13 protein-coding genes are annotated in these 12,314 nt (G+C 43.9%); 8 read left to right on the plus strand and 5 right to left on the minus strand.

Annotated features, from left to right (window positions below; genetic code table 11):
- The first annotated feature begins 47 nt into the window (after positions 1-47).
- From AAA970_RS13635 to yajC, 3 genes are read left to right on the plus strand one after another with little or no spacing between them, the layout of a single operon-like run.
- Positions 48-353 (plus strand): YtxH domain-containing protein, encoded by a 306-nt coding sequence (locus AAA970_RS13635; protein WP_060684806.1) that lies wholly within the window; start codon positions 48-50, stop codon positions 351-353.
- Between the two features lie 18 nt (positions 354-371).
- Entirely contained in the window at positions 372-875 is a 504-nt protein-coding gene (locus AAA970_RS13640; protein ID WP_338237509.1) for a DUF1573 domain-containing protein, read from the plus strand.
- Between the two features lie 24 nt (positions 876-899).
- Positions 900-1,214 carry a preprotein translocase subunit YajC gene (gene yajC / locus AAA970_RS13645; RefSeq protein WP_053406654.1) on the plus strand — a complete coding sequence of 105 codons (315 nt, stop codon included), beginning with the start codon at positions 900-902 and terminating at the stop codon, positions 1,212-1,214.
- A gap of 312 nt (positions 1,215-1,526) precedes the next feature.
- On the opposite strand, the gene AAA970_RS13650 is transcribed toward yajC, so the two are convergent.
- The 3 genes from AAA970_RS13650 to folP are packed head-to-tail and all read right to left on the minus strand — an operon-like array spanning position 1,527 to position 3,673.
- On the minus strand, positions 1,527-1,850 hold the full coding sequence (locus AAA970_RS13650; RefSeq protein WP_338237510.1) for a DciA family protein: 324 nt from the start codon (positions 1,848-1,850) through the stop codon (positions 1,527-1,529).
- Positions 1,847-2,770 carry a diadenylate cyclase CdaA gene (gene cdaA, locus AAA970_RS13655; RefSeq protein ID WP_060684809.1) on the minus strand — a complete coding sequence of 308 codons (924 nt, stop codon included), beginning with the start codon at positions 2,768-2,770 and terminating at the stop codon, positions 1,847-1,849. The genes AAA970_RS13650 and cdaA overlap by 4 nt, the downstream gene beginning before the upstream one ends.
- A gap of 45 nt (positions 2,771-2,815) precedes the next feature.
- Positions 2,816-3,673, minus strand: coding sequence for a dihydropteroate synthase (folP, locus tag AAA970_RS13660; protein WP_338237511.1), 858 nt, complete (start codon positions 3,671-3,673; stop codon positions 2,816-2,818).
- Between the two features lie 35 nt (positions 3,674-3,708).
- On the opposite strand from folP, the gene AAA970_RS13665 reads away from it, so the two are divergent.
- The 4 genes from AAA970_RS13665 to AAA970_RS13680 all read left to right on the plus strand — a co-directional run bounded on the left by AAA970_RS13665 (position 3,709) and on the right by AAA970_RS13680 (position 7,272).
- The gene (locus AAA970_RS13665) at positions 3,709-4,254 is read left to right on the plus strand and encodes a DUF1599 domain-containing protein (protein WP_338237512.1); all 546 of its coding nucleotides are present in this window, start codon (positions 3,709-3,711) and stop codon (positions 4,252-4,254) included.
- Between the two features lie 42 nt (positions 4,255-4,296).
- Positions 4,297-5,391, plus strand: coding sequence for a BT_3928 family protein (locus AAA970_RS13670; protein ID WP_338237513.1), 1,095 nt, complete (start codon positions 4,297-4,299; stop codon positions 5,389-5,391).
- Between the two features lies 1 nt (position 5,392).
- Positions 5,393-6,454, plus strand: a complete 1,062-nt coding sequence (locus AAA970_RS13675) for an ABC transporter permease subunit (RefSeq protein ID WP_060684811.1) — start codon at positions 5,393-5,395, stop codon at positions 6,452-6,454.
- 311 nt (positions 6,455-6,765) lie between these two features.
- Positions 6,766-7,272: a shikimate kinase gene (locus tag AAA970_RS13680; protein WP_338237514.1), complete on the plus strand. Its 507-nt coding sequence runs from the start codon at positions 6,766-6,768 to the stop codon at positions 7,270-7,272.
- 41 nt (positions 7,273-7,313) lie between these two features.
- Here the strand turns inward: AAA970_RS13680 and AAA970_RS13685 are convergent, their stop codons facing one another.
- Together AAA970_RS13685 and AAA970_RS13690 are read right to left on the minus strand one after the other, a co-directional pair.
- Entirely contained in the window at positions 7,314-8,912 is a 1,599-nt protein-coding gene (locus AAA970_RS13685; RefSeq protein WP_338237515.1) for an OmpP1/FadL family transporter, read from the minus strand.
- An 89-nt stretch (positions 8,913-9,001) separates the two neighbouring features.
- The gene (locus tag AAA970_RS13690; protein WP_338237516.1) at positions 9,002-10,390 is read right to left on the minus strand and encodes a hypothetical protein; all 1,389 of its coding nucleotides are present in this window, start codon (positions 10,388-10,390) and stop codon (positions 9,002-9,004) included.
- Between the two features lie 197 nt (positions 10,391-10,587).
- Between AAA970_RS13690 and proS the strand changes: the two genes are divergently transcribed.
- The gene (gene proS / locus AAA970_RS13695) at positions 10,588-12,063 is read left to right on the plus strand and encodes a proline--tRNA ligase (protein ID WP_053406645.1); all 1,476 of its coding nucleotides are present in this window, start codon (positions 10,588-10,590) and stop codon (positions 12,061-12,063) included.
- Positions 12,064-12,314: the final 251 nt, after the last annotated feature.

The raw sequence follows: 12,314 nt of genomic DNA on the forward strand, positions 1-12,314 counted from the left end.
TTAGCAATTAAATCTAAATTGGGTCAAACAGATAATCGTTTTCAGATATGAGCAAAAGCACCAATAGTCTATTAGCATTCCTTGCAGGAGCTGCAGCGGGTACCATCCTGGGAGTTCTTTACGCCCCTGACAAAGGGGAAAGCACGCGTGATAAATTGTCCTACCAACTCGAGAAATACAAAGAGAAGCTGCAGGACCTGATCAATGAGTATATTAAAGAAGTAGAAGCAATTCCTGATTCTGAGGCCAAGGCCGAAGGAAAGAAAGTCATTGATGACGCCAAGGAAAAGGCCGAAAAACTTTTGGGAGACGTAGACGACTTGATCAGCCAAATCAAAAGCGGCCAAAACTAAACCTATCTATATTTAACCATGAGAAAGTTATTTTTGAACGCACTGGCGCTGGCTACCCTTACTGTAGCAGTAGCAGCTTGTGACGAGAAAAAAGAAAGTGCGGAAAGCACCGTAACTGCGGTTGCAGAAACTGCAGTGGATGCAGCAAAAACCACTTCTGAAGCAGCACCTACTGCTTTCGCCAAAATGGAATTCACCGAAACCGAATTCGATTTTGGTACCATTAACGAAGGAGATGTAGTGGAGCACACCTTTGAGTTCAAAAACGTAGGCGAAACACCGCTTGTGATCAGCAAAGCAAAAGGTAGTTGTGGATGTACTGTACCTGAATGGCCACATGAACCAGTTGGCGTTGGAGAAACAGCACAAATTCACGTAAAATTCAACAGTAAAGGCAAGCCTAACAAGCAGAGCAAGCGCGTAAGCATTTATGGAAACACCAATCCTGAGCTTACCGTGATCACGATTAAAGCTAATGTTACGCCTAAGAAACTGGAAACAGCCGGACCGGTTAAGCAGTAATTTTTATTTAGCAATATATTAGAGATGTTGGATTTATTATTTTTCCAGGCGGGAAATATGGAGCAAATGCTTCCTCAGATTTTAATGTTCGCCGCTATTGGTTTCGTATTTTATTTCTTCATGATCCGTCCGCAGCAAAAGAAGCAGAAGGATCAGCAGAAATTTATGGACGACATCAAAAAAGGAGACGAAGTGGTGACCATCGGTGGCATGCATGGTAAAGTATCGGAGATTTCCGGTAATACTGTCGTATTGGATGTAGACCGTGGAACCAAAATTAAGTTTGAGAAATCTGCCATTTCCCTGGAGAACTCGAAAAAGGAACCTGTTAAGAAGTAAGTCTATTTCTTAACGCACAAAAGCCTCTTTCTCAACTGAAAGAGGCTTTTTTTATGGGGCCCGTATATTTGAGAACTCCTTAAACAGGATTATTCCTGCTTATATCCTCGTTTAGCTGTAAGGCGGGAAAAATGAAGGAATAGCTTTCTAATTTGAGTTTTTTCCGACGAAACAGATGAATGAGGAGAAAGCAAGCTTGCCCAAATTTGGGCTATTTTAAGCCTAAGATAATGACTCGTTTTTAGCTGATTATAAGCCACTTGCGCTTATTTGAATTTAGCGGCGAATAATTCGGGTTAATTCATACAAAGTTTACATAAAGCGTACATCGTATACAATTTCTTTAGGGAATCGTTCCCAAAGAATCTCCAGTACACGCTGCTTGGCGATAGCCAACTCTTGCCTCATGGCGGAGGAGTTCAGCTTCACATACAAAATGCCCTCATTCAGGAAAATTTTATCGGTTCGGCTATTGATGGCCTGCCCCATTAACTCCGGCCAGGAGCTCACCACCTGCGTGGCCTGATATTTATCTTTCAGTCGGAACTCCTTCAAATATTCTGCAAAGCTTTCGTTTACCGAGCTGGTATCTTTCTTTCTTCTCAAACCTGGCTCGTAGGGCTTTTTATATCTCATGATGTACTGCCTTCTTTTTTCTCTTTTTCCTCTTTCTCTACTTCTTCCAACTCCTTCTTGATGATCTTCTCCACCTGCTTAATCTCTTCCCTCAGGTTATTTTCAGTAGAGAGATAAGCATTCAGCCTTCTTCTGATTTCCTGTACCGAAAGGTTGTGAGAAATTTCTCCATTCCTCACCAGAGAAATCTGCCCGGTTTCTTCCGACACCACCACTACCAGTACGTCGGAACTTTCGGTCATCCCGATGGCCGCGCGGTGACGTAAACCAAACTGAGCGGGCAAATCCGAATTTTCCGACACCGGCAAAATACACCTTGCCGCCACCACCCGGTCATCGTGAATAATCACTGCACCATCATGCAATGGCGAGTTTTTATAAAAGATGGACATCAAAATTCGCTTAGACACCTTGGCATCCAGTAAATCACCGGAGCTGGCGATCATCCGCAACTCAGAGTTTTTGGATAATACAATAAGCGCACCAGTATTGGAGAAACTCATTTCTCGGGCGGCCTCCACCACCGCATTCAGGCTTGGGGAGGTACCACTTTTCCCATTGGACTGGTTTTTATAAAAGCTACGGAAAATAGGGTTAGAGTTCCGATGCCAGAAGTCGGACATGGATTTGGCGACCATCAGCAGGAATTTCCGGATTTCATTCTGGAAAAGGATGATCAGCGCCAGGATACCACCACTCATTACGTAAGAGAGGATGTTGGAAAGCAACTCCATTTGCAGGGATTTTACCAAAAAATAAAATCCGTAAAAGAAAACGAAGCCCAAAAACACGCGCATGGCCATACTTCCCTTCATCAGTTTATACACCTGATAAAGCAGTACCGCCACCAGTGAAATATCCACGATATCCCACAGCCTGATTTCCAAAAATCCGATCTTAAATCCTAAAAGATATAACAATGAAGTGCTAGTTGTAATGATTTATAAAAATACATAAAAGATTGATCATGGCTGAAGCATCTTTGCAAAAAGTTCAACACATTCTTTGGCCTCCTTCACATCATGAACCCGCAATATATTCGCCCCTTTGGTTAAGGCCAGGGTATTCAACACCGTGGTACCATTCAGCGCCTCCGCCGGACTCCCTCCCAGTAATTTATAGATCATGGATTTGCGGGAAACCCCCACCAATATAGGTAATTGAAGCAACGCCAGTTTGTCCATTTCATTCAGGAGTTGATAATTTTGCTCCAGGGTCTTGGCAAAACCAAATCCCGGATCAATCAGCACATCATTTACACCCAAATCTCTTAGCTTTTTCAGACGAGATTCAAAGTAATGTACCATCTCCAAAGTCAGGTTCTCATAATCGGTCATGCTTTGCATCGTTCCCGGAGTCCCTCGCATATGCATCATGATATAAGGCACCTGCAAGTCTGCCACGGTGAGGAACATCTGATCATCCAGCTGGCCCGCAGAAATATCATTGATCATATGCGCACCCGCTTCCACTCCTTTTCGAGCCACCGAAGCTCTGAAAGTATCCACTGAGATTATCGCTTCCTGCCAATTTTTTTTGATGGCCGCTATTCCCTTTAAAACTCGCTGGATTTCTTCCTCCTCGGTGACCTCTGCTGCGCCCGGTCGGGAAGAATAGCCCCCAACATCCACAATGTCGGCGCCTTCATTTTTCAATTTCATCACCTGCGCTTGCAAATCAGCTGCTGCATCATGCTTTCCGCCATCAAAAAAGGAATCTGGCGTGACATTCAAAATGCCCATCACCATCGGCCGATCAATTGATCGTAATTGTCCTCCTACTGTAAGTGTGTTTTTTCTGTAAAAAAAAGTATCTTTCCCCACTGAAGCGATATTTGAAGAATTTAAATTTTATTCCCTTGAATAATACAACAACTAACGAATATAAAGAAGTTATAAGCAGTTGCAAAGCCATTTTCGGCAAGAAAACTCAAGATTATGGCACCGCCTGGAGGATTTTGAGACTTAGCTCCATCACGGACCAGATCTTTATTAAAGCCAAGCGCATTCGATCCATTCAGGAAAAGGGAACCCAAAAGGTGGATGATGATATTCGTGGGGAATTTATCGGCATTATCAATTATTGTGTGATGGCCCTGATCCAGATGGACCTGAGAGATGACGATCGCCTGGAAATTCCTTATGCCGAGCTGGAACCTATTTACGATAAAAAAGTAGAAGAAACCATGGCCTTATTGGCCAATAAGAATCATGATTACGATGAGGCCTGGAGAGATATGCGAGTAAGCTCCATGACGGACATCGTGCTGATGAAACTTTACCGCGTGAAGCAAATTGAAGACAATGAGGGCAAAACCCTGATCTCGGAGGGAATTGATGCCAACTATCAAGACATTATCAACTACTGTGTGTTCTGCATGATTCTCATGAAGGCGGAAGCCTAAGCCAAAAATAAACCCAATTTTTAATCTTAATCGAAAGAGGTGATGAAAGCGATTAATCGACTCATCCAATATTTTACCGCCGTAATATTTATTATTTCAGGGGCCGTTAAACTCAACGATCCCTACGGCACGGCCATCAAATTACACGAATACTTCGAGGTGTTTTCTTCCGACTTCACCCCGCTTTTCGAGTATTTGGTACCTTTTAGTCTTTTCTTCTCCGTATTCCTGAGCACTTTTGAAATTGTGCTGGGCATTGCCTTATTAATTGGCTGGAGACAGAAACTGACCTTAAAGCTATTAGCAGCCATGGTGGTCTTTTTTGGCTTCCTGACTTTCTATTCGGCCTATTTTAACAAGGTAACCGATTGCGGATGCTTTGGAGATGCTATCAAGTTTACGCCTTGGCAAAGCTTTGGTAAAGATATGCTACTGGCAGTCTTCATTTTCTATTTGATTTTCGTCAAAGATATTGGCAAAATCCTCTCCGTCCCAGCCAGAGGCGCTATTGTAGCCTTATCCACGGTAGCCTGTCTTTTCATGGCCTATTATGCGATCGAGCATTTACCATTTGTGGACTTCCGCCCCTATAAAGTAGGCGCCAATATCCCAACGGACATGCAGCCTTCGGAGCCTTTCCGCTATGCTTACACCATGGAAAAAAATGGCCGAAAGGAAGTCTTTGAAAACTACCCAACGGATACGACTTATAAATTTGTTTCCATGGATCTGCTTAACCCTGAAGCCCAACCCAAAATTTTGGACTACAGCATCTGGAATGATGATGGAGATTTTACCGCTTATACTTTTGATGGCGCCAAATTATTGGTCATCATCAACAGAGTAGAAGAAAGTGATCTGCATGCTCTTGCAGATATTAAAGCTTTGGTGGATGAGGTGAGAGAAGAAGCAGAACCCTTACTGCTCACTTCCAGCACCACTGAACAATTGGATCCGGTTCGCCATGAGTATCAGCTGGACTTTCCTTTTTTCTTTGGAGATGATACTGTACTGAAAACCATCATCCGATCCAATCCTGGAATCGTACTGATGAAAGACGGAACTATCCTGGGCAAGTGGCACTATAATGATACGCCCGAAAAAGAGGATATCCTCGAACTCATCAACAATAGCTGATATGCTCAAATACCTTTTCCACCGATTGCTTTACAGCCTCTCCATTATTTTGGGAGTGATCTGCATCGTCTTTCTCCTCTTTCATGCTTTACCGGGAGATCCGGCAGCCATGCTCAGCGGTCAACGATCAGATGTGGCAACGGTGGAAATGGTTCAGGAAGAACTCGGCCTGAATAAAAGTCTGCCGGAACAATTCTTCCAATACCTGAATGATCTTAGTCCGGTCGGCATTCACCCCGGCACCCCTGAAGCTCAGGCTAAATATGACTATCAGGCTCTGTTCCATACAGGAGAAAAAAACGTTTTAGCCCTGAAAGCCCCTTACCTGAGGAGGTCATTCCAGAACAACCGTCCGGTGGGAGAAATTATCACTACAAGTATTAGTCCCACCCTGATTTTGGCTTTTGCCGCCATGCTCATTGCGGCTTTCATGGGGATTCTATTAGGCATACTCGCCGGTTTACACCCGAAAAAAATCGGAGATCGAATACTCAACCTTTTCTCCGTTTTTAGTCTATCCATACCCACCTATGTACTGGCTATTCTGGTCGCCATGTTCTTTGGTTATTATCTCGCGCCCTACACCGGACTCAATATTACCGGCCAACTTTGGGAGAGGGATCCCATTTCGGGAGAAGAAATCCTGGTATTGAAAAATTTAATCCTGCCTGCCATTACTTTATCGCTGCGACCATTAGCGATAATCGGTCAAATGACGAAATCTGCTATACTGGAAGTCGTGAAGCAAGACTATATCAAGACTGCCAGGGCGAAAGGATTACGCTACTACCGCCAAATCCTGATCCGGCATATTCTTCCCAATGCCCTTAATCCTATCATTACGGCCATGTCCGGATGGCTAGCCAACCTGATGGCCGGCGCTTTTTTTATTGAATACATTTTTGACTGGAAAGGTATTGGCTTTGCCACTTTGAATGCGGTTCAACAACTAGACTTCCCTGTGGTGATGGGCGTTACCATCTTCATTGCCAGCTGCTTTGTGTTGATCAACATCATCACCGACCTACTATATGCTTTACTCGACCCTCGGGTAGCACAATAATCGGCGAAGCCTTCTCTTTTCCCATTTTGTACTTTATATTGGGGTCGTTTTGATTAAGCCGGATGATACATGCTAAAATCCTCACTTAGCTGCAAGTCGGGAAAAATGAAGGAATTTTCCTATTTCAAATTTTCCTGAGGAATCAATGAATGAGGAGAAAGCAAGCTCGCCCCAATTTGGGCTATCAACAAATCCACAAATACAGTTTTATTGACATGAAATAAACCACTTAGTGCGATCCACTAAATTTAATGGTGAATAATTCGGGTCAAAAATCAGCGATTTCTATATTTTAACCAGCCACATCCCCTATGCATAAGAAAATATTTCTGGTCGGCATGCCCGGTTCCGGAAAAACTACCCTCGGAAAACCTATTGCGGCAAAACTAGGACTTCCCTTTTTTGACCTTGATCAGATCATAGAAGAAAAAGAACAAATGGAGATTAAAGACATCTTCAGCCAAAAAGGAGAAGCTTATTTCCGGGAAGCAGAGGCCAATTTACTCCGGGACTTCAGCCTGAAAAACGATACTTTCCTGCTCTCCACAGGAGGAGGAACGGCATGTTTTCACAAGGGCATGCAGTTCATGAATGAGACCGGATTAACCATTTTTATAAATGTCCCCTATGAGGAGCTTTTCCGAAGGTTGCATGGCAATGGAACTGATGACCGACCGCTATTGAAGGGAAAAAGTCAGGAAGAACTGGAGCGGGAGCTGGAAGGAAAAGTAATGGAACGCCTGCCCTATTACAATAAAGCACAAATCAGCATTAAGGGCGGTAACTTAAGTCCGGAAGAAATACTCAATTTATTATAAATAAAAAAGACGAGCCTGATGACTCGTCTTTTTTTTATTCCTTAAAAGTAGAAACCAACATTTAACTGCCCTCTCCACTTCGATTGATCCACCACGGCATAGGGCGTCACAAAGGCTGGATTATTCGCATCAGGCGTTAAAGTATAAGGGGAATACAACTGCTGAGTCGTCTGATGCAGCAATACGAAGTCAATAAAGAAATCACTGCTACGATAACCCAAACCACCTGTAAGGGAGAGTCGGGAATAATCCGCCAGATTGTCTCCATTCTCATTTTTATAAGGATCACCCTGATAATTCGCTCCCACTCGAACCATAAAGGCGGAGGCGATCCTGAATTCTGCACCCGCTCTGAAGTTCCACGCCTGAGTCAGGTTATTACTAATTAAATTATTATCTCCCTCCGTAGGGAAATCATTGGAGGAAAGATTCATGGCAGTATAATCCACATACTCTGCATCTGCAGAAATGAATCCTCGCTTACCCAAAAATACGGAAGCTCCAAGTGAGGTTCGCCATGGAGTAGTAATATTAAAATTAGACTGGGTTCCAATATCTCCCAGAGGAGGTGTCTCCGTCCCTAAAATCACCGAGCCCCCATTCTCCCCACAGTCAGGACAATACTCATAATTATCATAGCGAGCGGTAAGCCCTGTAACACTACGATCCCTTACCCAATTATAAGTTGGAGTAGTGATGGAAGCTCCGATATTCAATATTGGGATTGGCTTGAAAATCAAACCAAAATTGGCATTCAATCCAGTAGATGACCAGTCGTAGATTTCTCTCAATTCCTGAGATAAAAGGAAAGACTCCACATAGTCCTCTGTATAGAATCGCTCCTGACGATAATTTCCGGAAATTACCCCAACACCCAATCCAAAAAACAATACATCATCATAATTGCCACCATAAGCAAAATTCCAGGTGTTTTGGTTACCACTGGTAATGATGGTTTCTCGTTGTGCTACTGGATAATCCAAGGACGGGACATCATTCGGAAACAAGCGATCAATGTAAGGATCTCCAAACTCATTCACATATCCATCTAATAAATATACATCCGCAGCCATTCCGATAATGGAAGGCTGATCAAATAAATCATTGATATCCGTGATCCCGGCCCTGTCGACCATTTGCAAATAGTAATCATTGATATCATTGGAGCTATTGTTCCCGCCATAGCTCACCGTCCCGGCGAAGTTGTTCAACCGGTTAAAGGTGATTCCAAAAGAACCGCCCCGCCATTTTCCCGGAACTAAATCATCTTTCTTTTTAGAAATAATGATGCCCAGATTGGACAGCTGGAAATGTGAATTATTGGCACTGGAATTCGTCGTGCTGAAATTATCGTTTTCAAAGGAGTAGGTGGTATAAGCCGCATCATTATTGATCACATTCAATGCAAAGCCTCCACTAAATTCTGATTTTCTAAAGAAGCCCAGTCCTGCCGGATTATAATAGGCAGCACTCATATCTCCTCCCAGAGAGGTCGCTGCCCCACCTAAAGCCTGAATTCTGGCAGAACCCACCACTTCCGTCTGTGACATCAATACGCCGCGATCAGCGTAACTTTGGGCAAAAATTTCCAATGGAAAAAACGTCACCAAGCATAAAAATGCAAAACAATACCTGGTCATGATAAAGGTCAATTTAAGTTGAATGGATAGGGATGTCACCCAATTTACTATAGAAAAAAATAGGGGCTAAAACCAGCCCCCATTTGGAATTAAAATCTTGTTGAACGGCCTCCGCCTCCGGTAGAACGACTTCCTCCACCACCGCTACTGCGTGAAGGAGAACTAAAACTACTTCTGGATGGAGAACTGAATGAACTTCTTTGCGTGTTATTGAAATTGCTTCTATTCGTATTAGAATTGGAGCGATTGAAAGAATTATTCGTATTCGTTCTGTTATTATTGATATAGGATCTTGAGTTAGTGCTGCGGGTAGACTGATTTCTTACCCGGCTTCTCTCTGGCGCCACATAATTGGTGTTCGAAGGACGAACACGGGAATTATTAATGGTAGAAGTGGATCTGTTCACTGAACTTCTGTTTCTCTCGTAAGCGGCTACTCTATTATTTGAAGAAGCAGCGGCTGCACGCGAGGTTCTTCCTCTTGAATCAACACCAGTCATCGCGCGATTGGAACGATATCTTTCCGAAGCCGAAGCCGCACGATTATTTGCCCCCGTACTTCTCATATTCGAGGAACGATTAGTAGTAGCGGCTCTATTGGAAACAGCGCTGTTGTCTCTGGTCGCACGTCCCGGACGGATAGATGAAGAGGAAGTTCCTCCTGATACACTTCTGGCATTAGCTGCTCCGCGCGTATAACGAACATTGCTTCTGGCATGCTCACCACCTGGATAATAAGGCGGACAATAGCCCGGACGTCCCCATCCGTAACCTGGGTAACCCCAACCGGGACGTCCCCAATAGCCGGGATAACCCCAGCCTCCGCCGGCCCAGCCATAGCCCGGATATCCCCAGCCAGGTCCGTAAAACGGATCGTACCATGGATCATACCAACCACCGTAACGCATACTCATTGACCAGCCCATACCTGGGTAACCCCAACCCGGGCCATACATATTTCCGTAGCCAAAGCCCATACCCATGCCCATATAAGGCATTCCCCAGGCTGAACCGCCATAAACATTAATGGTGCTTCCCTGTGGAACGGCATTCAATCCATTATTGCTATAAGCATAATTCCCCTGATCCTGTACTACGGCAGGCTGACTGGATTGATAATCCGCTGGAAAATACGATTCGGATGAATAAGTGGGATTACCATTGTATTCAACCGTATCGGCATAAGCCGTTGGGTTTTTGTATTTTTCGATCAATGCAGGATCAACCGTCTTCGCTGAATAATTGGATTCATCATAAGTATAACCCGCTCCGGAATAGGACGGATTATTATTCACCGCAGCGGCACTCGAGGAAACGTAATTATCTCCAGAAGATTTACCGGCAGTGTAAGTTGGCTGAACGCGATCACGCTTAGTGAAGTACATATCATCCACTTCTTGGGCGGAGGCAGTTTGAGGCAGAACCCCCAGACTTCCTAAAGCCAGGCCCATTGTCAGTATGGCTGCTAGTTTTTTCATGGTCGTCAATTTATGGATTACAGTAATGGCAAGCTAGTTTTGGAACAACAAACGCTAAGACCGTGCATTTTATAAATAATATAACGCCGAATCCGGTGGCCCGACTGTAATAATATTTATTATATTTGCCCTGCTATAACGCTTTTACGCATAAAATATAGCAATTTTTATACCAAAATTCAATATAATTCAAAAAGATGAGTAAGGGATTACCAAAAAGAAGCGAAGATTATTCGCTGTGGTACAACGAATTGGTCAAGAAAGCCGACCTGGCTGAAAATTCTGCTGTTCGTGGCTGCATGGTGATAAAACCCTATGGTTTTGCCATCTGGGAAAAAATGCAAGCTGAATTGGACAAAATGTTCAAAGACACCGGACACAGCAACGCCTACTTCCCCTTGCTTATCCCCAAGTCTTATTTGAGTAAGGAGGCAGATCACGTAGAGGGTTTTGCCAAAGAATGTGCAGTTGTTACGCATTACCGACTGAAAAATGCCGAGGATGGCAGCGGTGTAGTGGTTGACCCTGCAGCCAAACTGGAGGAAGAGTTAATTGTTCGCCCTACTTCAGAAACGGTAATCTGGTCTACCTATAAAAACTGGATTCAGTCCTACCGCGACCTTCCTATTTTGGTGAATCAGTGGGCCAACGTAATGCGTTGGGAAATGAGAACCCGTCTTTTCCTGAGAACTTCTGAATTCTTATGGCAAGAGGGACACACTGCTCACGCCACCAAAAGAGAGGCCATCGCAGAGGCAGAACAAATGCACGAAGTTTACGCTCGTTTTGCGGAAGACTTTATGGCGGTTCCGGTGGTGAAAGGAGTAAAATCCGAAAGCGAAAGATTTGCCGGCGCCTTGGAGACTTATACCATTGAGGCCTTAATGCAAGATGGCAAGGCACTTCAGGCAGGCACTTCTCACTTCCTTGGACAGAATTTCGCTAAAGCTTTTGACGTGAAGTTCCAAAGTAAAGAAGGCCAACTGGAGCATGTATGGGGAACGTCCTGGGGTGTTTCTACCCGTTTGATGGGCGCCTTGATTATGGCACACTCTGATGACGAAGGTCTGGTACTTCCTCCAAAGTTGGCTCCGATCCAGGTGGTGATCGTTCCTATTTACAGAAAGGAAGAGGAATTAGAAGCCATTGCCGACAAGGTGAAAGAAATCAGAGCTGCTTTATTGAAAAAGGGTATTTCCGTGAAGTTTGATGATCGTGATACCTTTAAGCCAGGCTTTAAATTTGCGGAATGGGAATTGAAAGGAGTTCCGGTTCGTCTGGCCATGGGTCCTCGTGATTTAGCCAATGGTACTGTTGAGGTTGCTCGTCGCGATACGAAAGAAAAGCAGACTTATGAATTGGCGGGTATCGAAGATACTGTAGAAAACCTATTGAACGAAATTCAGGAAAACATCTTCCAAAAAGCGCTTTCTTTCAGAGATGAAAGAATTACGGAAGTAAGTTCCTATGACGAGTTCAAACAAGTGCTGGAAGAAAAAGGTGGCTTTGTCGCTTGTTACTTTGATGGTACCAAAGAAACCGAGGATAAGATTCAGGACGAAACGAAAGCTTCTTCCCGTTGCTTCCCGGTGGACTGGAAAGATTCCGAAGAAGGACCATGTATTATAACAGGCAAGCCTGGCAAGAAATTTCTATTTGCCAAAGCTTACTAAAATATTATTAACCGATGCCGGTCAGGCATCGGTTTTTTTATATTCAAATTTTGAAAGAGCGGCAATCAATAAGTGGAATCTTTAGTTGGATGGGTAGATATCAAAATCCGGCCTGCCATTGGCCTTTTGAAATTCATTAAATTTTGTATGATAAAGTAGCTGTTCCAGCCTAAATAAAGACCCATCATCCGCTACTCCCGGCTACATTAAACAAATTCCTGATTAAATGATAGCCTCATAATTTTCAAATG

This window comes from Persicobacter diffluens, from assembly GCF_036244895.1.
GTDB lineage: Bacteria > Bacteroidota > Bacteroidia > Cytophagales > Cyclobacteriaceae > Persicobacter > Persicobacter diffluens.